Genomic DNA, 24,342 nt, shown 5'->3' with positions numbered 1-24,342 from the left:
ATTCAGCCATTGCCGGGGAAAGCCGGGACGACGAGCCCAATCATCAGCGGCGCATCCGGAACAAATTAAGAACAATTTAGCAAGTCTTTGATATATCATTGTGATTTGGCGCCTTGCCGACACAACATCTAGGGTCTGACGTCAGTCGCGAGGACTACATGTCCACCATTGCCTTCGATCAATTTGCCCTCACCCGGATCGCCGATTTCGCGCGGTCGCTGTCACGGCTGCATCAGGCGGCGCGGCGCTATGCCGTCGATGACGACCAGTTCGACCGCGAGTTCAACGCGGTGTGCCAGTCGATCTGGGGCTACACCATCGACGACATCAGCGACGATCTGTTCGCGGCCGAGGATCACCACTTCCTCGACACGCTTGACGAAGCGCATGCGCGCATCTTCGCGGCCGAGCAGGGCTATGACCTCGTCGGCGAGACCGGCCTGCTGACCGATTGGTGGGGTTTCTGCTGGATGATCCTGGCCGAGAAGCGCGGCCTGCTGACGCCTGACAACCGTGCCGCCGCGCGTGCGGCGATCGAGGAGAAGTATCTGGCGGCGCCGAACGTGATCGGAGTGATTATCGGAAGATAGGGCCGCATCCACTGTCATTGCGAGGAGCTCGCGACAAAAATGCGAAGCAATTTTGCGCCCAAGCGCGAAGCAATGACGACTTGGATACGGTCCGGACCCTAATCCAATCCTGCTCGCTTCGCCGACTTCGCCGTCGTCTTCGGCACATCAGTCACATCAGGCAATGCCTCGCGCACGATCTCGGCCGCCGGGGCATCGGCGGCCACTGTCTCCGCGCGCACCGGCGCCACCTTCATTTCCCCGAGTCGGGCGCGGACCTGCGCGGTGAGGCCGGGATAGGAGGCCACCGGGGTGAACTCGGCGGTCTGGTCATTGCCCAGGCGAACGCCCGTATAGGCGACGAGGCCATCGCTGGTGGCGATGACGTCGCCGGCCTTCAGCGAGCCATCCAGCGTCAGATCGACCGGAGCGAGGCCTGCCGGCTCGCGGCCGTTGCAGGTGCAGTCCGCACGCAGCGCCTTGCGGTAGGCGAAGGCGTTTTCGCTGTCGGCGTAGCGCTCGCCGGTCTGGCTGTAAGCGCCATCGATCGAGGAGCCGAAAAACACTTTCGTGGTGCTGGCGGGACAGAAGGCCTGACACATCTGCGCCGGCGAGGCGAGGCCGCGCATCAGCGGAAAATATTTGCCGTCGCAGCTGCGCACGCAGAAGGCCGGGCCCGAACCGCCAGCCGACGCCGAGCGTGTCGGCGGCTGAGTGGCCGGATTCTGCTGATTGCCGAACGGATCGACGAAGGAGCTCGACGGTTGCGGAATATCCCGTTGCGGCCGCTGTTGGGCGCCGCCGAAGAAGAAGTCGAACAGGCCTTCGGCCGCAACCGGGGCCGGGCTCGCAAGCAGCGGTGCTGCAAGGGTGGCGGCCATCAGCATCGCGCAACGCCGCCGGCGCGCATGGGACACATTCGTACGCAACGCTTACTCCACCCGACGCTACTGACCTGGCCGGAACCTCTGGGGTTTCGGCACATGATTTACCATAAAGCGGGATGGTAAACGAGGAGTTGCTCCAGCTCGCTCCGCTTGCGGGGAGAGGAGAGATCACGCCTTCAGGAATTCCGAGGCCTTGTACAGCGAGCGGAACGGCAGGCCGGCCGCGCCAAATGTGTCGGTAGCACCTTCCTCGCGGTCGACCATCGTCAGCACCAGCACGACTTCCGCGCCGGTCTCGCGCACGGATTCCACGGCCTTCATCGCCGAGCCGCCTGTCGTGGTGACATCCTCGACGATCACGACGCGCTTGCCATCGAGCGTCTCGCCTTTCGGCAGACCTTCGATCGCGAGCCTGGCACCGTGCTCCTTCGGCTTCTTGCGCACGAAGAAGGCCGCGATCGGATGGCCCTTGATCCAGGAGATCTGCGCTAGCGCGCCGGCGAGCGGCACTGCGCCCATCTCGAGCCCGCCAATGAAATCGAGATTGTCGTCCTTCAGCGTCTCATAGGTCAGCTCGGCGAGCAGCGTTGCGCCCTCGGGGTCGAGCATGGTCGGCTTGAGGTTGAAGTAGAAATCGCTCTTGCGGCCCGATGCGAGCGTCACCTCGCCCCGGCCGAAGGAACGGCGGCGGATGATTTCGAACAGGCGGGCGCGGGAGGCAGATTTCGACACGGGGGTCCCTCGAACGGGGTTTTCAGAAGTGGCGGAATTTATCCGCGACGGCCGTGACATTCCAGAGGAGGGCGCCCCCGTCAACAGGGATCGGCCATCCCGGTCCGCCGGTTGTGGCTGTGCAACTATCTGGGGTAGGTGGATGCCTGGTATCCCGGGAAGGAAAACAGGCCAATGATCATCGAGCTGCACACCTGGAACACGCCGAACGGCCGCAAAATTTCGGTCGCGCTGGAGGAAATGGGACTGCCCTACAAGGTGGTCCCGGTGAACATCACCAAGGGCGAGCAGATGGCGCCGGGGTTCCTCAAGCTCTCCCCCAACAACAAGATCCCTGCGATCGTCGACCCCGAGGGCCCGGACGGCAAGCCGGTCAGCATCTTTGAATCAGGCGCGATCCTGCTCTATCTCGGCGAAAAGACCGGCAAATTCCTGCCCAAATCGCTCGGTGCGCGTATCCCCGTCTATGAATGGCTGATGTGGCAGATGGGCGGCTTCGGCCCGATCCCGGGCCAGGTGCATCATTTCATCGCGCTGGAGAACGAGCAGGACCGCGCCTACGGCTTGAAGCGCTACATGGCCGAGACGCGCCGGCTCTATGGCGTTCTGGACCGTCGCCTGGACGGGCGCGATTTCGTCGCCGGCGATCTCTCGGTCGCCGATTTCGCCATTCTGGGCTGGGCTTGGCGGCATCCCCGCCACAAGGTCGAACTCGCCGACTTCCCCAACGTCAGGCGCTGGTACGACGCCCTGATGGCGCGCCCGGCCGTGAAGCGGGGCATGGACGCGAAGCTGGATTGATCTTCTCTTACCCTCCCCTCAAGGGGAGGGTGAGAAAGCTCACGCCTTCCGCGCTTCGACCGCCATCCGCACCGCAAGCCCGGCCAGCACGGTGCCCATCAGCCAGCGCTGCACCAGCATCCAGCTTGGCCGGCTGGCCAGGAACAGCGCGATCGATCCGGCCGCCAGCGCGATGATCGCATTGACGCTGACGCTGATCGCGATCTGGATCGCGCCAAGCACCACCGACTGCGCCAGCACGCTGCCGGCGGCGGGATCGATGAACTGTGGCAACAGCGCCAGATACAGCATCGCGATCTTCGGGTTGAGCAGATTGGTGACGAGCCCCATCGCGAACAATTTGGGCGGGCTGTCGATCGCGAGCTGCTTTACCTGGAACGGCGAGCGACCGCCCGGCTTCACCGCCTGCCAGGCGAGCCAGAGCATGTAGCCGGCGCCGGCAAAGCGCAGCGCGTCGTAGGCGAAGGGAATCGCAAGCAGCAGCGCCGTGATGCCGAACGCCGCGCACAGCATGTAGAACACGAAGCCCAGCGCGACGCCACCGAGCGAAACGATTCCGGCCGCCGGCCCCTGCGTGATCGAGCGCGAGATCAGATAGATCATGTTCGGTCCCGGCGTGAGCACGAGACCGAGGCAGACGAAGGCGAAGCCGAGCAAGGCTGAGGTGTGGGGCATGATCCAACCGGTGCGGGAGCGGCGCTGGTTTTAATATGCACGGCGATGCGAGGCCATCGCGCAATTGCACGGAGGACAATTCGTTTGGTCCGACGCCTAGGCCCTCGCGGTGTTGATGAAGGCCGCAAAACGCTCCATCGCCACGCGCAACGGTTCTGCGAGGGCGGGATCAGCGGCGATGCTGTGCTCGTCCCAGGCTCCGCCGAGCAGCGGCAACGTCAGGCAGGCGTCCGTGGCGAGCCGGGCCGACATCGTCTCGAGCGTCAGCGTCAGGGCGGCCAGCGCGTGTGTCGCACGCGGCGACGTGTTGATCAGCGCGACGGGCTTATCAGGAAATTGGTGGCTGCCGACAAGCCAATCGAGCGCATTCTTCAACACGCCAGCGACGCCGCGGGCATATTCAGGGCTCGAGATCAGGAGCCCGTCGACGCCGCCGATCATCTCGCGCATTGCGCCGACCGGTGCAGGCACGTTGTCGCCATCGAGATCCGGATTGAAGAAAGGCAGGCCTGCAATCCCTTCGAACTGGATCACCTCGACACCATCCGGCGCGAGCCGGGCCGCTGCGCGCAACACGGCTGTGTTGCTCGAACCCGCGCGCAGGCTGCCGGACATGGCGGCGATTTTCATCGGGACGGCCCTAATGCGCCTCGTCCCAATTGTTCGCCGCGCGCGCATCGACATGCAACGGCACCGACAGCAGCACGGCCGGGAACGGTGCGTCCTGCATCACGTGTTGCACGACGGGCAACGTCGCCTCGACCTCGGCGTCGGGCACCTCGAAGATCAATTCGTCATGCACCTGCAGGAGCATCCGCGCCGAGAGCTTCTTCTGCGCCAACGCATCCTCCACCCGCGTCATCGCGCGCCGGATGATGTCGGCGGCGGTGCCTTGCAGCCGCGCGTTGATCGCGGCGCGCTCGTTGAAGGCGCGCACCGAGGCGTTGGAGGCCTTGATGTCGGGGTAGTGGCACTTGCGGCCGAACAGCGTGGTGACATAGCCGTGGTTCCGGCAGAAATCTCGCGTCTCGTCCATATAGGCGCGAATCCCGGGGAAGCGCTCGAAGTATTTCTTGATGTAGGCCGACGCCTCTTCGCGCGCGATGCCGAGCTGGTTGGCGAGGCCGAACGCCGAGATGCCGTAGATGATGCCGAAATTGATCGCCTTGGCGCGGCGGCGGATTTCGCTCGGCATGCCCTTGATCGGAACGCCGAACATTTCCGACGCGGTCATCGCGTGAATGTCGAGGCCGTCCTTGAACGCTTGTTTCAGCACGGGGATGTCGGCGATTTCGGCCAGCAGCCGCAGCTCGATCTGCGAATAGTCGGCCGAGACGAGCTTGTGGCCCGGCGTCGCGATGAAGGCGCGCCGGATCTTTCGGCCGTCCTCGGTGCGCACCGGAATGTTCTGCAAGTTCGGCTCGTTCGAGGACAGCCGGCCCGTCGTGGTCGCGGCCAGTGCGTAGGTCGTGTGCACGCGATGGGTCTGTGGGTTGACATAGGTCGGCAGTGCGTCGGTGTAGGTCGATTTCAGCTTGGAGACCTGGCGCCACTCCAGAATCTTGCGCGGAAAATCATGGCCCTGCTCGGCCAGCTCGTCGAGCACCTGCGCGGTGGTCGACCACGCGCCGGTCTTGGTCCTGGTGCCGCCTGGCAGGCCCATCTTGCCGAACAGGATGTCGCCGATCTGCTTGGGGCTGCCGACATTGACCGGCTCGCCCGCGATCTGCTGGATTTCGGCTTCGACGCGCGCCGCGGTCTGGGCGAAGTCGCCGGATAGCCGCGACAACACCTGCCGGTCGATCGAGATGCCGCGCCGTTCCATGCGCGCGAGCACCGACACCAGCGGACGCTCGAGTGTCTCGTAGACGGTGGTCATGTGCTCGGCGACGAGTCGCGGCTTCAGCACGCGCCAGACCCGCAAGGCCATGTCGGCGCCCTCGGCGGACAGCGGCGCTGCCTTGTCGATCGGCACCTGGTCGAAGGTGATCTTGCCCTTGCCGCTGCCGAGCAACTCGCTCTCCTTCAGCATGGCGTGGCCGAACCAGCGCTCCGAGAGCGATTCGATCGCATGCGAGCCGCGGCCGGCGTCGAGCACGTAGGAGATCAGCTGTGCATCGTCGGTGTTGCGCAAGGTGATGCCGTGCTGCGCCAGCATCACGGCAGTGAACTTGACGTCGAAACCGATCTTGAGAATGCCCGCCGATTCCAGCACTGGCCTCAGCGCTTCGATGGCGTCGTCATGCTTGACCTGGTCCGGCGCAAGGCCGGCGTCGAACAGGCCGGCGCCGCCGCCGGACTGCTTGTGCGCGAGCGGTACGTAGCAGGCCTCGTTCGGCGCCAGGGCCAGCGCGATGCCGCAGAGATCAGCCTGCATCGGATCGATCGAGTTTCCTCTCGTCTCGATTGCGACATGGCCGGCGTCGTGAATGCGGCTGATGAAGGCGTTGAGCTCTGTGACCGATTTGATCGCCTGGTACTTGCTGCGGTCGACCGGCAGTTTGCGCAGCGCCTCCTCGCGCGCAACCGCGAGCGAAATCGGCGCGCCCTTCGGACTCGCCGCCTTGTCCTCCTTGCCCGCCGACGTGTTGCGCTCGCTCGGCCGGGCCTGCGCCGGAGTGCCGGCCCCCGGGGCGGGCACGACGTCCGAGGGCGGCAGCGGCGAGAACACGCTGGCACCGCTCGCATAGCCGGGATCGGCATCGACGCTGGCGAGGTCGATCTGCGAATAGTCGGCGACCCGGCGCGTCAGCGTGGTGAATTCCATCGCCTTCAGGAAGGCGACCAGCTTGCGCGCGTCGGGCTCGTGAACGGCGAGATCGTCCAGCGGCACCTCCAGATCGACCTTGTCGTCGAGCAGCACGAGCTGGCGTGAGATCCGCGCCTTCTCGGCATTCTCGATCAGCGCCTCGCGCCGTTTCGGCTGCTTGATCTCGGAGGCACGGAACAGGAGCTGTTCAAGATCGCCATATTCGACGATCAGCTGCGCGGCGGTCTTTATGCCGATGCCGGGAACGCCGGGCACGTTGTCGGTGGAATCGCCGGCCAGCGCCTGCACCTCGACGACCTTCTCCGGCGGCACGCCGAACTTCTCGATCACCTCGGGAATGCCGATGCGGCGATCCTTCATGGTGTCGTACATGGTGACGCAATCGGTGACGAGCTGCATCAGGTCCTTGTCGGAGGACACGATGGTTGCGCTCGCGCCGCGCTCGCAGGCCTGGCGCACATAGGTTGCGATCAGATCGTCGGCTTCGTAGCCGACCTGTTCCAGGCAGGGCAGGTCGAAGGCGCGGACGGCTTCGCGGATCAACGAAAATTGCGGGATCAGGTCATCGGGCGCCGGCGGCCGGTGCGCCTTGTAGTCGGGATAGATCTTGTTGCGGAAGGTGACCTCCGACTTGTCGAAGACGATCGCCAGATGCGTCGGACGGTTGTCCTCGGGCATGTCGCGGAGCAGCTTCCACAGCATGTTGCAGAAACCGAGCACGGCATTGACCTGCAACCCGTCCGACTTGCGGTTCAGCGGCGGCAGCGCGTGATAGGCGCGGAAAATGTAGGAGGAACCGTCGACCAGGAAGACGTGGTCGCCTTTTCCAGCCGCCTTGGCTGCGACCGGTTTGGCAGCAGCTGTCGCGGCAGCGGGCTTGGTCTCGGCTTTGGCTGATATCTTCGAAGAGGTTTTTGGCATGGCCGCAATGTATGAATTTTTGCGGCAAAAGACAGCCTCGGCATCTAGCAATTTTGCCGACTCGCACAGACAAATCATGCGGCCGGCAAAGGCTGTGAGATCAGGCCAGGCAGCTTTCGATGAAACTTGCGACCGCGCGTATCGCGGGCGTACGGCGCAGGTCGCGATGCAGGACCAGCCAGATCTCGCGCCCGACGGGGCGCCCAGCGACGTCATGACGTTCCAGCCGTGGGTCGGGCTCGCCAAGGAATTTTGGCAACGCCGCGAGCCCAATTCCGGTCCTGGCGGCAGCGGCCTGGTTCTCCAGATCGTTGGTGCGAAGCACGATCTCGCGCGTGCCGGCGAAGCGCATCAGCCATCGCTGTTGCGGAACCTCGTCCATGCTGGAATCGTAGGCGACGAAAGCGAAAGCATGCGCGGGCGTGGCCTTCAGATAGTCGGGCGAGCCGTAGAGGGCGAACTCGAAATAGCCGACCTTGCGGGCAACCAATCCCGGCTCCGTCGGCCGCGACAGCCGAAGCGCCAGATCAGCCTCGCGGCGATTGAGTGAGGCCGTGCGCTTCTCGCCGATCAGCTTGATCCTGATGCCCGGATGCTGCTGTCGCAGCCGCACCAGCCGCGGCGCGATCAGGAGGTTGGCGAGCGACGGCGGCGCGCTGATCGTGATCTCGCCGCCGATCTCGGATTTCGAGGCCAATGCGGCGCGCTCCACCGCAAACGCCGTCTCGGCCATCGGTGCGCCGATCTCGGCAAGCCGCTTGCCGTCTTCGGTGAGCTCGTAGCTGCGCGGCCTGCGGTCCACGAGCTTGAGCGACGTGGAGGCTTCCAGGGCAGCGACGCGGCGCGCCACGGTCACATGGTCGACGTTGAGGCTCCTCGCCGCGGCAGACAAGGTGCCCTCGCGTGCGAGCGCCAGGAAGTGCTGCAGGTCGGTCCAGTCCATCTGTGCAAATTCTCACAACGTGATCTCAGTATTGAGCAGTTTCGCAGATTCGCGCGGGGTCTCATAGTCCTTCCGTCATCGACAGGAGGACTCGGACATGGCCATGATCGTGAGATTGAAGGCACCCGGCGGCGTCGAGCAGCTCGAACTGGCGAGCGCCGATCTGCCGCCGCCGGGGCGCGGCGAAATCCGGCTGCGGCAGACCGCGATCGGCGTCAATTCCATCGACATCTATCAGCGCATCGGTCTCTATGCGCTCCCGCCCGAGCGGATTCCCGGCGTCGAGGCGGTCGGCGTCGTTGCGGCTGTTGGTACCGAGGTGACCGGCTTCGAGCCCGGGGACCGCGTCGCCTACGCGGGCGCACCGGTTGGCGCCTATGCCTCCGAACGCAACCTGCCGGCCTGGCGCTGCGTGAAGCTTCCGGCGAGCTTGCCGGATGAGGCGGTTGCCGCAGCGTTCGTCAAGGGCATTACAGCCGACATGTTGCTCACGCGCATTTTCCCCGTCGGCCGGGCTACGACGATCCTCGTGCATAGCGCAGCCGGCGGGCTCGGTCAGGTGCTGACACGCTGGGCCAGTGCGCTCGGCGCGGTCGTGATCGGAACGGTCGGCTCGCCGGCGAAGGTCGAAATTGCCCGCGCTGCCGGGGCCTCTCACCTGATCGTCGGGCGCGACGCCGATTTCGCCGCAGCCGTCGCCGATCTCACGGCCGGACGTGGCGTCGATGTCGCCTATGACGGGGTCGGCGGGACGACGTTGCAGAAGACGCTTGGCTGCGTGCGGCCATTCGGCGTCGTTGCGAGCATCGGTCAGTCCGCCGGGCCGATCCCATCACTCAATGTCCATGATCTCGGGCCGCGGCGCAGTCTGATGCTGGCGCGGCCGAGCGTCATGGCCCACATGAACGATGCCGAGGCATACGGCCGTTCCGCCGGGCGTGTGCTGGCCGCGATGACCGACGGTGTGCTGCAGGTGAGCGGGACGGCCTACAGCCTGCGGGACGCCGCGCTGGCGCAGGCCGACCTGGAAGCCGGCCGGACGACCGGAGCCCTGTATCTCCGACCGTGAGCGGTCTATTCGGCGGCCTGCAACACCGCGCCGGCTTTGCGCGGGGCGATTCGGAATGCATCCGGGCGCTCGAACAGGAAGTCCGCGTGCAGCCGCAGCGCGGCCTGCCAGATCGCGAGCGATCCCAGCACGCCGAGAACCGTGACGACCAGCGACACCGTGCCGATGTCGGCGATGATGCCGCTGTGCAGCAGCAGCGTCCGCGTCGCCGCCATCGGCAGGAAGAAGGCGAGATAGATCACGATCGAATGCTCGCCGAAAAAGCGGAGGAAATTGCACCAATGCGCGCGTGCCAGCAGCGTGCCGATCGTGATGATTGCGCAGGCACCGGCAAAGCCGAGCAGGAGCGAGACGATCTTCCATTCGCTGGCGCCTGATAGGACGAGGCCGGCATCGACCAGCGCCCACGTCGCGAGTGATGCAAGCGCAAGCGCGGGATGCTTCCTGGCGCGATCCGACAGTGCAAACACGTGAGGCGCGAACAGATAACCGGAATAGAAATAGACGAAGCGCGCGCAGAATTCGTCGATCGCGGTCCAGCCGGTCGTGACGCGGGCCGTCTCCAGCGCGGCAGCGGCCAGCCAGATCGCGAGCGGCGGGAATTGGCGTGTCACTTTCGTGACGATGAAGAAGACCGGCAACAGGTAGATGAACCAGAGCGTGCCGAACGGCTCGATGAAGGATTCGAGATACAAGAGGCCGACCTCGCGCCAGCCGGTTTCAGCGGCGAAGGCGGGCGCCTTGAAGCCGAACTGGATTGTCACCCAGACGACATAAAAATAAGCGAAATGCACCACCTTGCGGTCGAGATAGGTTCGCCAGTCCCGATCGATCACCAGCGGCAGGAACAGGCCGGAAATCAGGAAGAAGTCCGGCATCCGGAACGGCTTTGCGAAGGCCACCAGAACATGCATGAAACCGGTCTTGCCGGCGGCAAGCTCGACCCCCAGCACCGAATGCATCGTCACCACCATGACGATGCAGATGCCCTTGGCATAGTCGACCCAATCGACACGCGCGGCAGCGGAGGCTTTGAAAAGCCCCCCGCTGGCAGCTGACGTGTCCGATGCTGTCATATGTCTCTTTTCGAGGCGTGTTCCGCCCGGTATGTACGGTTGTGGGGCAGTGTGGGCCCCAGTGGTTTCCGACTTCTTTACCGATACAAATCCCGTGCCGGTTTCTGAGCGCGGGCTCTTCCTTCCCGACGGGAAAATGCTAAACCGCTCCTGGATTGGGTTTCGTTAACCAAGCTAGAACAGGGATTTTCATGCGCATCGCGATGATCGGCACGGGCTATGTCGGACTGGTGTCCGGCGCCTGCTTTGCGGATTTCGGTCACGACGTCACCTGCGTCGACAAGGACGAGAAGAAGATCGCGGCGCTCCATCGCGGCGAGATACCGATCTACGAGCCTGGCCTCGACGAATTGGTCGCCACGAATGTGAAGGCCAAGCGCCTCGACTTCACGACGGATTTGTCGAAGCCGGTGGCTGATGCCGATGCCGTGTTCATCGCGGTCGGCACGCCCTCGCGCCGCGGGGACGGTCACGCCGATCTCTCCTATGTCTACGCCGCCGCGAAGGAGATCGCGCAGTCGCTGTCCGGCTTCACCGTCGTGGTGACGAAGTCGACCGTGCCTGTCGGGACCGGCGACGAGGTTGAGCGCATTATCCGCGAAGCCAACCCCGGGGCCGATGTGGTCGTTGCCTCGAACCCGGAATTTTTGCGCGAGGGCGCGGCGATCCGTGATTTCAAATTCCCTGACCGCGTCGTCGTCGGCACCTCCGACGAGCGCGGCCGCAAGGTGATGGGCGACATCTACCGCCCGCTGTCGCTGAACCAGGCGCCGCTGATGTTCACCGCGCGCCGCACCGCCGAGATGATCAAATACGCCGCCAACGCGTTCCTCGCGACCAAGATCACCTTCATCAACGAGATCGCCGATCTCTCCGAAAGAGTCGGCGCCAACGTGCAGGAGGTCGCCCGCGGCATTGGGCTGGACAACCGGATCGGCACCAAGTTCCTGCACGCCGGTCCCGGCTTCGGCGGCTCATGTTTCCCGAAGGACACCAAGGCGCTGATCAAGATCGCGCAGGACTACGACGTGTCCTTGCGCATCGTCGAATCCGTACTGGCCGTGAACGAGAACCGCAAGCGCGCGATGGCGCGAAAAGTGAGCCAGGCGCTCGGCGGCTCCTTGCGCGGAAAGACCATCGCGGTGCTCGGCCTCACCTTCAAGCCCGACACCGACGACATGCGCGATGCGCCGTCGATCCCGCTGGTCACCGGCCTGCTCGACATGGGCGCGAAGGTGAAGGCGTTCGATCCCGTCGGCATGGAGCAGGCCAAAAGCGAGCTGCCCAGCATCACCTATTGCGAGGATGCCTATTCTTGCGCCGAGGGCGCCGACGCGCTGGTCGTGGTTACCGAGTGGACCCAGTTCCGCGCGCTCGATCTGGACCGGCTGAAGGCAACCATGGTGCAGCCCGTCATTGTCGATCTGCGCAACATCTACCGTCCCGAGGAAATGGCTGCGGCTGGCTTCGTCTATGAGAGCGTTGGGCGCCCGCCGGCACACGGCTGACGTTCCACCATCGTGCACAATTCCGTCGTGGCCGGGCTTGTCCCGGCCATCCACGTCTGTTTTCTAGCGGGTCAGACGACGTGGATGCTCGACATTGTGCGAAGACGCGCTTCGCGCTTTTGGCCGGGCATGACGAACGGATAGAATCTTGCCCCGCAATTTCGACACGCCGCTCCCGATCGATGCCGTGCTCGGCGACCTCGCGCGCGCGCTGGAGGCGCACAACGCGGCCGTGTTGGTGGCTCCCCCCGGCGCGGGCAAGACCACGCGGGTGCCGTTGGCACTGCTCGATGCGCCCTGGGCTATCGGCAAGAAGATCATCGTGCTGGAGCCGCGGCGCATCGCCGCGCGCGCCAGCGCGGACCGGATGGCCAAGTCGCTGGGCGAGCGCGCCGGCGAAACCGTGGGCTACCGCGTCCGCTTCGGCTCGAAGATCTCACGCGCCACGCGCATCGAGGTCGTGACCGAAGGCATTTTCACCCGCCAGATTCTCGACGATCCCGAGCTCTCAGGCGTCGCCGCCATCCTGTTCGACGAATTCCACGAGCGTTCACTCGACGCCGACATGGGCCTGGCGCTGGCGCGCGATGCGCAACTCGGCTTGCGCGAAGATCTCCGCATCCTCGTGATGTCGGCAACACTGGACGGCGCGCGCGTCGCAAAGCTGCTTGGCGGGGCGTCGATCGTCGAGAGTGAGGGGCGCGCCTTTCCAGTCGAGACCCGTTATCTCGGCCGTAAGGCTGATGTGCCGATCGAGCGGCAGATGGCCGATGCGATTGCCTCGGCGCTGCGTGCCGACAGCGGCTCGGTGCTGGCCTTCCTGCCGGGCGCCGCCGAGATCCGCCGGACCCAGAATTTGCTCGGCGAGCGCGTGCAGGATGCCTCCATCGAGATCGTGCCGCTGTTCGGTGCGCTCGATGCCGCCGTGCAGGATCGCGCCATCTCGCCCGCACCGAAAGGCATGCGCAAGGTCGTGCTGGCGACCTCGATTGCAGAGACCTCGCTCACAATTGAGGGCGTCCGCATCGTGGTCGATTCCGGGCTCGCCCGCGTGCCGCGCTACGAGCCCGACATCGGCCTGACCCGGCTCGAGACCGTGCGCGCTTCGCGTGCCGCGGTGGATCAGCGCCGCGGCCGCGCCGGCCGCACCGAGCCCGGCGTGTGCTACCGACTCTGGGACGAGCCGCAGACCGCCTCACTAGCGCCCTACACCCAGCCTGAAATTCTCAGCGCTGACCTGTCATCGCTCGTGCTCGATCTCGCGCAATGGGGCGTGAGCGATCCGGCCGCCTTGTCATTTCTCGATCCGCCGCCTCAGCCCGCGCTGAAAGAGGCAAAGAGCCTGCTTGCCGAGCTCAACGCGCTCGATGCCGATGGCCGGATCACGGCGGAAGGCAAGAGCCTGCGCGCGCTGGCGCTGCCGCCGCGGCTCGCGCGCATGATCGTGGATTCGCATCGCGCCGGTGGCGGGGAGGCTGCGGCCGAAATCGCCGCCATCCTCACCGAGCGCGGGCTCGGCGGCGACAGCGTCGATCTCGATCACCGTCTCGATCAATTCCGCCGCGACCGCTCACCCCGTGCCACCAGCGCCCGCGACCTCGCACGGCGCTGGGCCTCGCAAGTCGCGTCATTCGAGAAGGTGATGCCGGGGCAGGGCGACTTGCGAACGGGCATCATGCTCGCCTACGCCTTCCCCGACCGTGTTGCCCGCAATCGCGGCAACGGCAGCTTCGTGCTGGCCAACGGCCGCGGCGCGGTCGTCGAGCAGACGTCTTCGCTGGCGCGTGCGCCTTATGTTGCGGTGGCCGAGATGACGGGCGGGGCGGCGAGCGGGCGCATCCTCCTTGCCGCGCCGATCAGCGAGGGCGACATCGAAGGTCATTTCGCCGAGCACATCGAAACCTCGGACGAGGTTTCCTTTGATCGCGGCGCGATGGCGCTGCGCGCGCGCCGCAAACGCGCGCTGCATGCCATCACGTTGTCTGAGGCGCCCCTCATGCTCACGCCGTCCGAGACGACGGCCCGCATCCTCGCCGACGGCCTGATCGCCGCCGGCCTCGACCGGTTGCCCTGGTCGAAAGCCGCCCTCCAATGGCGCGACCGCGTGATGTTCCTGCGCAAGGCCGAAGGCGGGAGCTGGCCAGATCTGTCCGACGACGCCCTGATTGCGAGGCGCGACGACTGGCTGGTCCCTGCGCTCCATGACAAGACGGCGCTCAAGGACGTCTCCGCCGGCGACCTTTCGGAGGCAGTGATGGCGCTGTTGCCCTGGGAGCTGCGCGCGCGGCTCGAACGCGAGGCGCCTACCCATTTCGAGGCACCGACCGGGACGATGCTCGCAATCGACTATGAGGCCGAGCAGGGGCCGACCATCGCGGTCCGGCTCCAGGAACTGTTCGGCCTCGGCACCCATCCATCGATCGCGGGCGGCAAGGTGCCGCTCGTTCTGGAACTGCTGTCGCCGGCACAGCGTCCTGTACAGGTGACACGCGATCTGCCCGGCTTCTGGCGCGGCAGCTACGCCGCCGTGCGCTCCGACCTGCGCGGGCGCTATCCGCGCCACCCCTGGCCGGACGATCCCGCGAACGCGCTGCCCACCCGGCGGGCGAAGCCGCGCGGCACCTGAGACAGCACCGCCGCGCATTAACCGTACGCTCATCCTTTTCGTCAAAATAGCACCGGCCCTGCCGCGGCTTCGCTCGCGGACGAGCCTGCCGCGTGGTGAAATCGGGCTTTCCGGCTCGGAAGTGGTGTGATGCGTAACGTAGTGATCTTCGCGGTCGTGATGATCGGCCTCGGTACATTCATGGCGCAGATGGCGGACAAGATGAGCTCCGCGTCCGCCACCTCGGTGCCGCGCACCACAGTCGCGCTCGCGACGGCTGCGACGGCCGGCGGCCGCAGCGTCAACATCCCCCGTGACGGCCGCGGTCATTTCCAGACCGAAGGCCGCATCGACGGTCAGCGCATCGGCTTCATGATCGACACCGGCGCTTCCGTGGTGGCGCTGAACGAGACCTCGGCTGCTCGCTTCGGCCTGCGGCCGTCGCGCGGCGATTACAACGCGAACGTCACCACCGCGAACGGCACCATCAAGGCCGCGCGCACCCGCATCGCCATGCTCGACGTCGGCGGCCTCATCGTTCGCGACGTCGATGCCATGGTGCTGCCGGACGAGGCGCTGTCGGAGAATTTGCTCGGGCTCTCCTTCCTGTCCAAGCTGAGGCGCTTCGAATACGCCAACGGCCAGATGGTGCTGGAACAGTAGGCGAGCGCCTCGGTCGAGCCGGACGCGGAGCCCTACACGGTGCGCGGAGCGACGATGTTCCAATATCGCGGGTTGCTCGGCGATTGAATTCGAAACCACCGGTAGGGTGCACGCGTCCAGGATACGATCTGCGGACTCAAACTATCCAGCACCAGGTCTCCGCGTTCCGTGCGAACGACCAGAACCAAGTGATGCTTGTCTCGGAAGGTCACGACCTCGGCGAGCAGAAGCGCCTGCTGGGGCCAGCCTCGGCTCGAAAGCCTGTGGCGCTTGCTGACGGCGTAGTCGTTGCAGTCGCCGCGCTTGGGATCGATGAGCCAGACTTCCGCTGCCAGACCCAGCTCGTTCGATTCCGGGATGATGGCATTGTTCACGGTCTCGTTGACCTCATTCAATTCTTTCCATCGTGCCTCGGTCAAGTGAACCGGGCCGCTACGAAACAGCTGGCGGGGGTGGCATTCGTCCGGGTACTGCAGACAGAACATCGTATGCGTCATCGGCGGAAGCGTCGGATCGCCAAACCTGAGGTGCAGAGTCGTCGGCGCAGGACTGATCGGCAGGTCCGACAACCTCTCGTTTGCCGGTTGAGCGTCCGTCATTTGGCAGATCGACGCGATCATGCCGGCCGCAATCGCAGCCAGGATCGAGGCCGTGCGCATGCTTTGTCACCTACGCGTCATGTCGTGGAGAGAGCGCGAGACAGGATTGAATCAACGCTCGGATTTGATCAGGCAGGCCGCATCTTGCGCCATGGCGATTGTGGAATGTTCACCGGGCGAGACGGAGTAATCCGGAGTGGATAAGCGCGTTGCGGCCGGTTGATGTCAAAACCAGACCGCGAGTTGCGGGCATGAACTGCGCATCCGCGATGGGGCGGGTCGATCGTGGCCGAGAACTTTGCCGAACCTTTTGCGCGCTCCGAGCCGCGGCGCGGAAGGTTTCTCCGTTACCAAACCGCCGCAATTGCCAGCCATAAGCCGCCACTCCCGCCTTCCGCTCGGCCTGCGCATTCGCTGGCCCTGCGGTATATTCCTTCCGCCAGTGAACGAGACCGTCTCAATGTTTCCCAAGCCGAAATCCGTGTTGATGCCCAACACCTACGCCTTCGAATCCGAGCCGATGGTGAAGCCCACCGGCTTTCGCGAATACGACGCGCGCTGGCTGTTCCAGAAGGAAATCAACCTGATGGGGGTCCAGGCGCTCGGCATGGGGCTGGGCGCGCTGATCGCCGAACTCGGTGTCCCCAGAGAGATCGTCACCGGCCACGACTTCCGCGGCTATTCTGCCTCGATCAAATATGCGCTGATTTCGGGCCTGATGGCTGCGGGGTGCAAGGTCCATGACATCGGGCTCGCGGTGACGCCGATGGCCTATTTCGCGCAATTCGATCTCGACGTGCCTGCTGTCGCGATGGTGACCGCCTCGCACAATGACAACGGCTGGACCGGCGTGAAGATGGGCGCCAATCGCCCGCTGACCTTCGGTCCCGACGAGATGACGCGGCTCAAGGAGATCGTGCTGAACGCCGAATTCAAGAACCGGGACGGTGGCTCCTACCAGTTCCACGAGAATTATCCGGCGCGCTACATCGCCGACCTCACCCATCGTCCGAAGCTCAAGCGCAGGCTGAAGGTGGTCGCGGCCTGCGGCAACGGCACGGCGGGCGCGTTTGCGCCGCAGGTGCTGGAGGCGATCGGCTGCGAGGTGATCCCGCTCGACACCGAGCTCGACCACACCTTCCCGAAATACAATCCCAATCCCGAGGACATGGAGATGCTGCACGCGATCCGCGACGCCGTGCTGCGTCACAAGGCCGATGTCGGGCTCGGCTTCGACGGTGACGGCGATCGCTGCGGCGTGGTCGACAACACCGGCGAGGAGATCTTTGCCGACAAGGTCGGCGTGATGCTGGCGCGCGACATGTCGGCGATTCACAAGGACGCGCAGTTCATCGTCGACGTCAAGTCGACCGGACTGTTCGTCACCGATCCAGTGCTGCAGAAGCAAGGCGCAAAGACCGCCTATTGGAAGACCGGCCATTCCTACATGAAGCGCCGCACCAACGAGACCGGCGCGCTCGCAGGCTTCGAGAAATCAGGCCATTTCTTCTTCAACAAGCCCTATGGCCGCGGCTATGACGACGGTCTCGTTTCGGCAATCGCGGTCTGCGACATGCTCGATCGCGCGCCCGGCAAGTCGATGGCCGACCTCAAGAACGCACTGCCAAAAACCTGGTCGTCCCCGACCATGTCGCCGCATTGCGCCGACGAGGTGAAATACGGCGTCATCGACAAGGTGGTGAAGCACTTCGAGGACTTGCAGGCGAAGGGCGCCAAGATCGGCGATCAGGCGATCCGCGATCTCGTCACGGTCAACGGCGTGCGGGTCACCGTCGAGGACGGCAGCTGGGGCCTGGTGCGCGCGTCCTCGAACAAGCCCGAGCTCGTGGTCGTGGTCGAGAGCCCGGTCTCCGAGCAGCGCATGCACGACATGTTCGAGATGGTGAACAGCGTGCTGCGCACCCATCCGGAAGTTGGCGAGTACAATCAGAAGATTTGAGGTTTGGCCGCGGCGCTCGCGCTTGCCGCATTCGCTGCTGTCATCACCCGCGAAAGCGGTTGATCCAGTATTCCAGAGGCGGTCGTTGGATACGGAGAGTCACGGCGGACTGGATCGCCCGGTCAGGCCGGGCGATGACAGTTTTCGTGTGGTGAGCTCTGAAAGCTACGCCGCCACCACGGCCGGGATCGGCAACGCCGTGACCGACTTGATCTTCTCCATCGCGAAGCGCGAGGTGACGTTCTTCAGCGGCACGGCGGCGATCAGCTTCTTGTAGAACACGTCATAGGCCTGCATGTCGGCGACCACGACGCGCAGCATGTAGTCGACATCGCCCGCCATGCGGTAGAATTCCATCACTTCGGGCATGGCGCTGACCGCTTCGGCGAACTTCTTCAGCCAGGCGTCGGAATGATCGGAGCTCTCCACCGAGACGAACACGGAGATGCCGAGCCCGATCTTGTTCTGATCGACCAGCGCCACCCGCTTCAGGATCACGCCATCAGCCTCCAGGCGCTGGATGCGCTTCCAGCAGGGGGTCGAGGACAGGCCGACGCGGTCGCCGATCTCGGCGACGGACAGGGAGGCATCCTCCTGGAGCACCATCAGGATCTTGCGGTCGATGGCGTCGAGGCGGCGGCTGGTCTCGGGGACCTGGACAGCGAGGTCAGTCATTTGAAGAACTTTGTTCCATTTCAGGGGTCAATTTCCCTGATATAGAGAAAATCCTTCTATTGCAAGTCTATAATCGTGTCGGCCGGCCATGCGTGCGCTGTCGGTGGTCGCGCAAAAGCTCTTCAACTTCAACGCGTTGCGGAGCGGCCAGACCGCCGCCATGGCGGGTGCATTTCAGAGCTGCGGCAGCCGCGGCGAATCGCAGCGCGTCCCTGAGGGCCCCGCCCTCGGCGAGCCGGAGCGTGAAGGCGCCATGGAAGACGTCGCCTGCGCCAAGGGTATCCACGGCCGCGATCGGAAACGCAGGCGTCTCCTCCAGCGTATCGGCCTCGCTCAGCCAGATCGTGCCGCGCGGGCCGCGGGTTGCGGCGAGGAAGGCGGGCGTCAGCTTGGCCAGGCGCTTCAACGCCTCGCCGTCGTCGGCGATTCCTGCGGTCTCCTGCACCTGCTCGCTGGCAAACAGCAGATGCGAAGCAGCCGTGAGCAGGCCGTCGGTGAGCGCCATCGCGCGATCGACGCTGACGATGACGGGAATGCCGCGCCGGCGCGCCTCGGTGCAGACATCGATGCAGAAGGTGCCGCAGCGGCTCTCGACCAGGACAGCCCCAGAATCGGCGAGGAGTTCGTCCGCCTCAGGCAGCTTCACGCTCCACAGCGCGGGATCGCGATAGATCGTCAGCGTCCGTTCGCCTGATGCGTCGATGATGATCGCGGAGACGGGTGTGGCCGTATCGGATATGCGCACGATGTGCGCGGTCTCGATGCCCTCGCTGGTCATTCGCTCGAGAATGAAGCTGCTCGATGTCTCCCGCGCGTCGCCCATCGGCCCTGCAAACGCGACGCGGCCGCCGAGCCGCGCCATCGCGATCGCGGCATTGAGCGCGTTGCCGCCGCAGATCTCGGCGAGGTGCGTCGCGTTGGCCTTGCTTCCGCGGTCCGGCACGGCCTCGACCCGAAAGCTGAGGTCGCGCACGGGAATGCCGATGCAGAGGATGCGGGGCGCGATCCCTGATGCAGCCATCGGCGCTCCTAGCTCTTGTCGTGCACCCAGCGGCCGAGCAGATGATGCGCGATTGCAAACGGGTGAGGTCCGGCGAGGCCGTCGGGATGGGTTCGCGTCAGCATCAGCGCGGCTTCCTCGCGCGTGAACCAGCGGGCGTCCTCGAGCTCGGAATGGTCGACGACGATGTCTTCGTTCAGCGCCCGCGCGCTGCAGCCGATCATCAGCGACGACGGATAAGGCCAAGGCTGCGTCATGTAATACTGCACGTCGCTGCAGCGAATGCCTGACTCTTCCAGGATCTCGCGGCGGACCGCGTCCTCGATGGTCTCGGCGGCTTCAACGAAGCCCGCGAGGCAGGAATACATGCCCGGCGGAAACTGCTTCTGGCGGCCGAGCAGGCATTTGTCACCGGAGGAGACGTGCATGATCACGACCGGGTCGGTGCGCGGAAAATGCTCGGCCTTGCACGCCGGGCACTCGCGCTTCCAGCCGCCTTCCTTCATCGCGCTGCGCGTGCCGCAATTGGCGCAATAGCCGTGGCGCTGGTGCCAGCCGACCATCGACTTCGCCATCGCGATCGCCGACAGTTCCTCGGGCGGGATCGCGCCCTGCATCGCCATGCCGCGCAGCTCGGTGACGGTGTAATCCTCGCGTCCGACAAGCTTTTCGGCCGCAGCCTGCGCGAGGCCCATGCCGAAGATCGCGGCACCGTCGCGCAAGCCCAGAAAGATCGTGCCGGGATTGGCGCCGCACTTCAGCGCCTCGTCGATCGAGAGCAGTGCGCGGGCCTTGTCGCCGTCGCGCTTCACCAGCAGCGAGTCGCGGTAGACGACATAGGCGCGCGACGACGGCTTCTGCTCCATCGCGAACAGTTTTTCGTCGTCGCGGCGCAGATGCGCGGCGCGATCCAGGATGTTGCTGACGAAGGCCGGTTGTCCAAGCGGGAAGGAGTCGAATGCTGACATTATTGTTCTTTCAACCCAACCAGATTTTTCGGCGAAGCGCGCTGATGAAATTCTGCACCTCGGTGGCGTCATGCGCCAAGGGGGGCATCACGCCCCACACCGGCCGCGGCCAGGCGGCGTCGCCGGTGCGGCGTGCGATGATGTGGACGTGAAGCTGCGGCACCAGGTTGCCGAGCGCTGCGACATTGAGCTTGTCGCATTTGGTGATCTCTTTCAGCGCGCGCGAGACGCGGGAGATTTCCGTCATCAATTGCGCCTGTTGTACCTCGTCGAGGTCGATGATCTCGATCGCATCTGCGCGCCGCGGCACCAGCAGCAGCCAGGGATAATGCGCGTCCTTGATGACAAGCACTTTCGACAGCGGCAAATCGCCGATGTCGATGGTGTCCTCTTTCAGGCGGGAGTGCAGCGACCAGGCGGGATCGGACATGGAGGTTTCCGGATGGCCCGGCGGGAGGCGGGCGTGTTGGGTCCAACCATACGATACCGATTCCGGTAGGGGAAGGATCGGGCTGCGCAGGGGCCTTATGCTCAAGTTGTCGTTCCGGCGAACCTAGGCCTCCCCCAACACCCGCGCATTGGCGCGAATGGAGGCTTCGCTCACGCGAATCCCGAGTCCGGGTCCATCCGGCACGACGACGTGACCCGCGCGGTTGGCGACGCGTTCCTCGAGCACGTCCTCGGTCAGCACGTGATGCGGCATATAGAACTCGCAGCCGAGCGAGATGCCCGGCGTCGCTGCGATCAGCTGCGTACCGGCGGCAAGGCCGATGCCGCCCTCCCACAGCGTGCCGCCATAGCCGGGCAGGCCGGCGATGTCGGCGACCGCCATGATCGCCTGCGCCTCGAACAGGCTGCCAGCCTTCATCAGCTTGATCGAGACGGCATCGGCCGCCTCGCGGCGCACCACCTCCATCATGTCGCGGCGATCGAAGCAGCTTTCGTCGGCAAGCACGGGCGTTTCCAACGCCGCGGTGAGCTGCGCCATCACATCGAGAAATTTGCGCGGGACCGGCTGCTCGATGAAGGTCGGCGCGAACTCCTCGACGTCGCGCAGGATCTTGATCGCGCCGAACGGCGCCAGGGCCTGGTTGTAGTCGACGCGCAGATCGACCTTGTCGCCGAATTCTTTCCGGATCGCTTCGAGATGATCGAGATCCTCGCGATGCGGCTTCACGCCGGTCTTGACTTTGTAGATGACGTTGCCGTCCGGAACCATTTTCCGCATGCGTTCGAGGTCGGCAGCGAAATCGGGGTCGGCGATCGAGAACGACAGCGGTATCGTGTCGCGCACGCGGCCGCCGAGGAGATCGGAAACCGACAGCCCCGACGCCTTGCCGACGATGTCGAGCATTGCCATCTCGATCGCGACCTTGGCCTCCGCATGGCCGACCAATGCGCGGTCGAGCTCCGCCATCAGCGCGCGGATACGACGCACGGATTTTCCGCGCAGGATGGGCCTCAAGTAGATGTCGAGGGCGGAGAACGCCGCTTCAGCAGTTCCCGTGAACACCTCCCAAGGTGCCGCCTCGCCCCAGCCGGTCACGCCGTCGCTCGAGGTCAGTTCGATCAGCACGCGCTTCACGGTGCCCTTGACGTTGCCGACACCTTGCAGGCGCGCCATCCTGATCGGGCTCTCGATCAGGAACAGCCTGATGCGTTCGATGGTCGCTTCGGTCATGTCAGGCCTCCATCGACGTGCCAGACCTGGCCGGTGACGTAGGATGCTTTCGGGGACGCCAGGAAGGCGATGATCTCGGCGACTTCCTGCGGTCGTCCGCGGCGGCGCATCGGGATCAGCGCCTCGGTCGCCGCGATCTGCTCGGGCGACAGCCGGCTCTCGCTCGGCTTGTCCTTGACGATCAGGCCCGGTGCAACCGCGTTGACGGTGATCGCGTCTTTCGCGAGCTCGACGGCGGTGAGCCGCACCAGCGCTTCCAGCGCGGAGCGGCTCGCGGCGGTCGCTGCGAACGGCGCAAATTCGGGCCGGATCGCATGCGCGACGAAGGATGACACCGCGACGATGCGCGCGTCTTGCCCCGCACGCAGCAGCGGAAGCGCGGCCTCGACCATTCGCGCGAACGCCAGCGCCGATTCATCCATCGCCTGACGAAACTGATCCGCCGGCGTGCCGACGGCGCTGCCACGGCGGGCGTGGCCGCCGACAAGGATCAATCCGTCCAGTCGGCCGAAGAGGCGTTGGGTGGCGGCGATGGCGTCGGTGACGGCTGCTTGCTCAGCGAGATCGCCGAGGCACTGTTCGACGACAGCGCCCGTCGCTTCGGCTTCCGCTGCGGTGGCACCGAGGCCTTCTGCATTCGAGCGCGTGTGGAGCAGCAGAGCCGTGCCCGGTGCCGCCAGCAGCTTTGCGGTGGCGCGACCAATGCCGCTGGCGGCACCGGTGACGAGATAGGCGCGTTCGATATCTGGCATCACGGTGTCGCGTTGGCCGGCGGCAGCGCGCCGGTGCGGTGGAAATGACTGAGGAAGGCGCGCGTCGCGGCCTGCTGCGGATTGTCGATCACTTGCCGCGCCGGCCCTTCCTCGACGACCACACCGTCGCGCATGAAGATCAGGCGGTCGGCGACCTCGCGGGCAAAGGCGATCTCGTGAGTGACGATCACCATGGTCATGCCTTCGGAGGCCAGCTGCTGGATCACGTTCAGCACCTCGCCGACGAGCTCGGGATCGAGCGCGGAGGTCGCCTCGTCGAACAGCATCACGTCGGGCTCCATCGCCAGCGCGCGCGCGATCGCGACGCGCTGCTTCTGGCCACCGGAGAGCGTCGCCGGATACTGGTCCGCCTTCTCGGCAAGGCCGACCTTGGCGAGTTGCGCGCGCGCAAGCTTCTCGGCGGCCGCCTTGGCCATGCGCCGCACCGTGACGGGGCCCTCCATCACGTTCTCGAGCGTCGTCATGTGCGGGAATAGATTGAAGTGCTGGAACACCATGCCGGTGGTGGCGCGGAATTTTGCGAGTGTCTTCACATCGGGCAGCTTTGTGCCTGCGCCGAATGAAAAACTGGTATCGCCGACCCGGACGCTGCCGCCGTCGGGCACCACCAGAAGATTGATGCAGCGGAGAAGCGTCGACTTGCCCGAGCCCGAGGGCCCGATCAGCGCGACCACGCCGCCCTTGGCCACGTCGAGGTTGATGTTCTTCAGGACCTCGTTGCTGCCGAAGCTCTTGCGCAGGCCACGGATCTCGATGTTTTGCGTCTCGCTCATTCGCTGACCGCCAGTCGCTTCTCGCCGCGGCGGACGATGATGGTGAGCGGAATCAGGATCGCAGCGTAGGCGACCGCGACCGCGGTGTAGGTCTCCAGCGGCCGGTAGCTGTCATGGGCCGCGACCTGGCTCTGGTAGACGAGGTCAGGCACCGCGAGCACCGAGACCAGCGAGGTGTTCTTGAACTGGATGATCGACTGGTTCATCAGCGCGGGAATCATGCGCTTGATCGCCTGCGGCAGCACGATGCGGCGCATGCTCTGGCCCGGCGTCATGCCCAGCGCGGCGCCGGCTTCCGATTGGCCCTTGTCGATCGAGATGATGCCGCCGCGGATGATCTCAGAATAGAACGAGCCGCCATAGAGCGAGAGCGCCAGCGCGGAGGCCGTGATCGGCGTCATCTCGACGCCGGCGAGGATCGGCAGCGCGTAATAGAACCAGATCAGCTGCACCAGGATCGGCGTGCAGCGGAACGCTTCGATGAAGCTGAGGGCGAGGAGACGCAGCGGCTTGAAGCGCGACAGGGCGCCGAACGCGCCGAGCAGGCCGAAGACGAGCCCGAGCAGCACGATCACCACGGTGAAGCCGACGGTGACGCCGAGGCCGTCGAGAAAGAGCCAGCGATAGCTCCAGAGGATGCCGAAGTCCCACTGATACATGCGTGTTCTCTTGCTTCACCTCTCCCGCTTGTCGC

Annotated in this window: 23 protein-coding genes; 7 read left to right on the top strand and 16 right to left on the bottom strand. The window is 65.1% G+C overall.

What is annotated here, in order from left to right; all coding sequences use genetic code 11:
* Nucleotides 1-158: 158 nt before the first annotated feature.
* Nucleotides 159-590, top strand: coding sequence for a hypothetical protein (locus tag ACVWZ4_RS09420; RefSeq protein ID WP_456700900.1), 432 nt, complete (start codon nucleotides 159-161; stop codon nucleotides 588-590).
* A gap of 98 nt (nucleotides 591-688) precedes the next feature.
* On the opposite strand, the gene ACVWZ4_RS09415 is transcribed toward ACVWZ4_RS09420, so the two are convergent.
* Nucleotides 689-1,456: a DUF2865 domain-containing protein gene (locus ACVWZ4_RS09415; protein ID WP_456742196.1), complete on the bottom strand. Its 768-nt coding sequence runs from the start codon at nucleotides 1,454-1,456 to the stop codon at nucleotides 689-691.
* A gap of 168 nt (nucleotides 1,457-1,624) precedes the next feature.
* Entirely contained in the window at nucleotides 1,625-2,188 is a 564-nt protein-coding gene (gene pyrE, locus ACVWZ4_RS09410) for an orotate phosphoribosyltransferase (protein WP_456700901.1), read from the bottom strand.
* 174 nt (nucleotides 2,189-2,362) lie between these two features.
* Here pyrE and ACVWZ4_RS09405 point away from each other — a divergent pair, with 174 nt between their 5' ends.
* Nucleotides 2,363-2,989: a glutathione S-transferase family protein gene (locus tag ACVWZ4_RS09405; RefSeq protein ID WP_456736540.1), complete on the top strand. Its 627-nt coding sequence runs from the start codon at nucleotides 2,363-2,365 to the stop codon at nucleotides 2,987-2,989.
* Nucleotides 2,990-3,028: 39 nt separating this feature from the next.
* Here ACVWZ4_RS09405 and ACVWZ4_RS09400 read toward each other — a convergent pair whose 3' ends face one another.
* From ACVWZ4_RS09400 to ACVWZ4_RS09385, 4 genes are all read right to left on the bottom strand, one after another.
* The gene (locus ACVWZ4_RS09400) at nucleotides 3,029-3,664 is read right to left on the bottom strand and encodes a LysE family translocator (protein WP_456700903.1); all 636 of its coding nucleotides are present in this window, start codon (nucleotides 3,662-3,664) and stop codon (nucleotides 3,029-3,031) included.
* 96 nt (nucleotides 3,665-3,760) lie between these two features.
* The gene (locus tag ACVWZ4_RS09395; RefSeq protein WP_456736539.1) at nucleotides 3,761-4,294 is read right to left on the bottom strand and encodes an NADPH-dependent FMN reductase; all 534 of its coding nucleotides are present in this window, start codon (nucleotides 4,292-4,294) and stop codon (nucleotides 3,761-3,763) included.
* 10 nt (nucleotides 4,295-4,304) lie between these two features.
* Nucleotides 4,305-7,355 carry a DNA polymerase I gene (gene polA / locus ACVWZ4_RS09390; RefSeq protein ID WP_456740165.1) on the bottom strand — a complete coding sequence of 1,017 codons (3,051 nt, stop codon included), beginning with the start codon at nucleotides 7,353-7,355 and terminating at the stop codon, nucleotides 4,305-4,307.
* A gap of 100 nt (nucleotides 7,356-7,455) precedes the next feature.
* Nucleotides 7,456-8,298 carry a LysR family transcriptional regulator gene (locus ACVWZ4_RS09385; RefSeq protein ID WP_456740164.1) on the bottom strand — a complete coding sequence of 281 codons (843 nt, stop codon included), beginning with the start codon at nucleotides 8,296-8,298 and terminating at the stop codon, nucleotides 7,456-7,458.
* A gap of 97 nt (nucleotides 8,299-8,395) precedes the next feature.
* On the opposite strand from ACVWZ4_RS09385, the gene ACVWZ4_RS09380 reads away from it, so the two are divergent.
* On the top strand, nucleotides 8,396-9,367 hold the full coding sequence (locus ACVWZ4_RS09380) for a quinone oxidoreductase family protein (protein WP_456740163.1): 972 nt from the start codon (nucleotides 8,396-8,398) through the stop codon (nucleotides 9,365-9,367).
* 5 nt (nucleotides 9,368-9,372) lie between these two features.
* On the opposite strand, the gene ACVWZ4_RS09375 is transcribed toward ACVWZ4_RS09380, so the two are convergent.
* Nucleotides 9,373-10,443 (bottom strand): acyltransferase family protein, encoded by a 1,071-nt coding sequence (locus ACVWZ4_RS09375; RefSeq protein WP_456740162.1) that lies wholly within the window; start codon nucleotides 10,441-10,443, stop codon nucleotides 9,373-9,375.
* Between the two features lie 191 nt (nucleotides 10,444-10,634).
* Between ACVWZ4_RS09375 and ACVWZ4_RS09370 the strand changes: the two genes are divergently transcribed.
* From ACVWZ4_RS09370 to ACVWZ4_RS09360, 3 genes are all read left to right on the top strand, one after another.
* A complete protein-coding gene (locus tag ACVWZ4_RS09370) occupies nucleotides 10,635-11,951 on the top strand; it encodes a UDP-glucose dehydrogenase family protein (RefSeq protein WP_456700908.1) in 1,317 nt (438 codons plus the stop codon).
* Between the two features lie 148 nt (nucleotides 11,952-12,099).
* Nucleotides 12,100-14,577 carry an ATP-dependent helicase HrpB gene (hrpB, locus tag ACVWZ4_RS09365; RefSeq protein ID WP_456740161.1) on the top strand — a complete coding sequence of 826 codons (2,478 nt, stop codon included), beginning with the start codon at nucleotides 12,100-12,102 and terminating at the stop codon, nucleotides 14,575-14,577.
* Nucleotides 14,578-14,706: 129 nt separating this feature from the next.
* On the top strand, nucleotides 14,707-15,219 hold the full coding sequence (locus tag ACVWZ4_RS09360; protein ID WP_456740160.1) for a TIGR02281 family clan AA aspartic protease: 513 nt from the start codon (nucleotides 14,707-14,709) through the stop codon (nucleotides 15,217-15,219).
* 32 nt (nucleotides 15,220-15,251) lie between these two features.
* On the opposite strand, the gene ACVWZ4_RS09355 is transcribed toward ACVWZ4_RS09360, so the two are convergent.
* Complete coding sequence (locus ACVWZ4_RS09355) at nucleotides 15,252-15,878, bottom strand: transglutaminase-like cysteine peptidase (RefSeq protein ID WP_456740159.1); 627 nt, start codon at nucleotides 15,876-15,878, stop codon at nucleotides 15,252-15,254.
* Nucleotides 15,879-16,278: 400 nt separating this feature from the next.
* On the opposite strand from ACVWZ4_RS09355, the gene ACVWZ4_RS09350 reads away from it, so the two are divergent.
* Nucleotides 16,279-17,778 (top strand): phosphomannomutase/phosphoglucomutase, encoded by a 1,500-nt coding sequence (locus tag ACVWZ4_RS09350; protein WP_456740158.1) that lies wholly within the window; start codon nucleotides 16,279-16,281, stop codon nucleotides 17,776-17,778.
* Nucleotides 17,779-17,943: 165 nt separating this feature from the next.
* Here ACVWZ4_RS09350 and ACVWZ4_RS09345 read toward each other — a convergent pair whose 3' ends face one another.
* The 8 genes from ACVWZ4_RS09345 to ACVWZ4_RS09310 all read right to left on the bottom strand — a co-directional run bounded on the left by ACVWZ4_RS09345 (nucleotide 17,944) and on the right by ACVWZ4_RS09310 (nucleotide 24,307).
* On the bottom strand, nucleotides 17,944-18,453 hold the full coding sequence (locus tag ACVWZ4_RS09345; protein ID WP_456736532.1) for an Lrp/AsnC family transcriptional regulator: 510 nt from the start codon (nucleotides 18,451-18,453) through the stop codon (nucleotides 17,944-17,946).
* Between the two features lie 67 nt (nucleotides 18,454-18,520).
* Nucleotides 18,521-19,474, bottom strand: a complete 954-nt coding sequence (locus ACVWZ4_RS09340) for a sugar kinase (protein WP_456740157.1) — start codon at nucleotides 19,472-19,474, stop codon at nucleotides 18,521-18,523.
* Between the two features lie 8 nt (nucleotides 19,475-19,482).
* A complete protein-coding gene (nudC, locus tag ACVWZ4_RS09335) occupies nucleotides 19,483-20,421 on the bottom strand; it encodes an NAD(+) diphosphatase (RefSeq protein ID WP_456700914.1) in 939 nt (312 codons plus the stop codon).
* 10 nt (nucleotides 20,422-20,431) lie between these two features.
* Nucleotides 20,432-20,851, bottom strand: a complete 420-nt coding sequence (locus tag ACVWZ4_RS09330) for an HIT domain-containing protein (RefSeq protein ID WP_456700915.1) — start codon at nucleotides 20,849-20,851, stop codon at nucleotides 20,432-20,434.
* 123 nt (nucleotides 20,852-20,974) lie between these two features.
* Entirely contained in the window at nucleotides 20,975-22,102 is a 1,128-nt protein-coding gene (locus ACVWZ4_RS09325; RefSeq protein WP_456790085.1) for a muconate cycloisomerase family protein, read from the bottom strand.
* Entirely contained in the window at nucleotides 22,099-22,854 is a 756-nt protein-coding gene (locus tag ACVWZ4_RS09320; protein WP_456790084.1) for an SDR family NAD(P)-dependent oxidoreductase, read from the bottom strand. The genes ACVWZ4_RS09325 and ACVWZ4_RS09320 overlap by 4 nt, the downstream gene beginning before the upstream one ends.
* A complete protein-coding gene (locus tag ACVWZ4_RS09315; protein ID WP_456700918.1) occupies nucleotides 22,854-23,648 on the bottom strand; it encodes an amino acid ABC transporter ATP-binding protein in 795 nt (264 codons plus the stop codon). Before ACVWZ4_RS09315 ends, ACVWZ4_RS09320 begins: the two co-directional genes overlap by 1 nt.
* Nucleotides 23,645-24,307, bottom strand: a complete 663-nt coding sequence (locus ACVWZ4_RS09310) for an amino acid ABC transporter permease (RefSeq protein ID WP_456740156.1) — start codon at nucleotides 24,305-24,307, stop codon at nucleotides 23,645-23,647. The genes ACVWZ4_RS09315 and ACVWZ4_RS09310 overlap by 4 nt, the downstream gene beginning before the upstream one ends.
* Nucleotides 24,308-24,342 lie beyond the last annotated feature (35 nt).

Source organism: Bradyrhizobium sp. USDA 4472, assembly GCF_054058595.1.
Note: the sequence above shows the minus strand (reverse complement) of the source record. Positions and strands in the feature narration are given on the sequence as shown.

What these genes read in the sequence shown, in the direction of transcription:
- ACVWZ4_RS09420 (WP_456700900.1), top strand. Translation starts at nt 159, where the DNA reads ATGTCCACCATTGCCTTCGATCAATTTGCCCTCACCCGGATCGCCGAT.
- ACVWZ4_RS09415 (WP_456742196.1), bottom strand. Translation starts at nt 1,456, where the DNA reads ATGCTGATGGCCGCCACCCTTGCAGCACCGCTGCTTGCGAGCCCGGCC.
- ACVWZ4_RS09405 (WP_456736540.1), top strand. Translation starts at nt 2,363, where the DNA reads ATGATCATCGAGCTGCACACCTGGAACACGCCGAACGGCCGCAAAATT.
- ACVWZ4_RS09400 (WP_456700903.1), bottom strand. Translation starts at nt 3,664, where the DNA reads ATGCCCCACACCTCAGCCTTGCTCGGCTTCGCCTTCGTCTGCCTCGGT.
- ACVWZ4_RS09395 (WP_456736539.1), bottom strand. Translation starts at nt 4,294, where the DNA reads ATGAAAATCGCCGCCATGTCCGGCAGCCTGCGCGCGGGTTCGAGCAAC.
- polA (WP_456740165.1), bottom strand. Translation starts at nt 7,355, where the DNA reads ATGCCAAAAACCTCTTCGAAGATATCAGCCAAAGCCGAGACCAAGCCC.
- ACVWZ4_RS09385 (WP_456740164.1), bottom strand. Translation starts at nt 8,298, where the DNA reads ATGGACTGGACCGACCTGCAGCACTTCCTGGCGCTCGCACGCGAGGGC.
- ACVWZ4_RS09380 (WP_456740163.1), top strand. Translation starts at nt 8,396, where the DNA reads ATGGCCATGATCGTGAGATTGAAGGCACCCGGCGGCGTCGAGCAGCTC.
- ACVWZ4_RS09375 (WP_456740162.1), bottom strand. Translation starts at nt 10,443, where the DNA reads ATGACAGCATCGGACACGTCAGCTGCCAGCGGGGGGCTTTTCAAAGCC.
- ACVWZ4_RS09370 (WP_456700908.1), top strand. Translation starts at nt 10,635, where the DNA reads ATGCGCATCGCGATGATCGGCACGGGCTATGTCGGACTGGTGTCCGGC.
- ACVWZ4_RS09360 (WP_456740160.1), top strand. Translation starts at nt 14,707, where the DNA reads ATGCGTAACGTAGTGATCTTCGCGGTCGTGATGATCGGCCTCGGTACA.
- ACVWZ4_RS09355 (WP_456740159.1), bottom strand. Translation starts at nt 15,878, where the DNA reads ATGCGCACGGCCTCGATCCTGGCTGCGATTGCGGCCGGCATGATCGCG.
- ACVWZ4_RS09350 (WP_456740158.1), top strand. Translation starts at nt 16,279, where the DNA reads ATGTTTCCCAAGCCGAAATCCGTGTTGATGCCCAACACCTACGCCTTC.
- ACVWZ4_RS09345 (WP_456736532.1), bottom strand. Translation starts at nt 18,453, where the DNA reads ATGACTGACCTCGCTGTCCAGGTCCCCGAGACCAGCCGCCGCCTCGAC.
- ACVWZ4_RS09340 (WP_456740157.1), bottom strand. Translation starts at nt 19,474, where the DNA reads ATGGCTGCATCAGGGATCGCGCCCCGCATCCTCTGCATCGGCATTCCC.
- nudC (WP_456700914.1), bottom strand. Translation starts at nt 20,421, where the DNA reads ATGTCAGCATTCGACTCCTTCCCGCTTGGACAACCGGCCTTCGTCAGC.
- ACVWZ4_RS09330 (WP_456700915.1), bottom strand. Translation starts at nt 20,851, where the DNA reads ATGTCCGATCCCGCCTGGTCGCTGCACTCCCGCCTGAAAGAGGACACC.
- ACVWZ4_RS09325 (WP_456790085.1), bottom strand. Translation starts at nt 22,102, where the DNA reads ATGACCGAAGCGACCATCGAACGCATCAGGCTGTTCCTGATCGAGAGC.
- ACVWZ4_RS09320 (WP_456790084.1), bottom strand. Translation starts at nt 22,854, where the DNA reads ATGCCAGATATCGAACGCGCCTATCTCGTCACCGGTGCCGCCAGCGGC.
- ACVWZ4_RS09315 (WP_456700918.1), bottom strand. Translation starts at nt 23,648, where the DNA reads ATGAGCGAGACGCAAAACATCGAGATCCGTGGCCTGCGCAAGAGCTTC.
- ACVWZ4_RS09310 (WP_456740156.1), bottom strand. Translation starts at nt 24,307, where the DNA reads ATGTATCAGTGGGACTTCGGCATCCTCTGGAGCTATCGCTGGCTCTTT.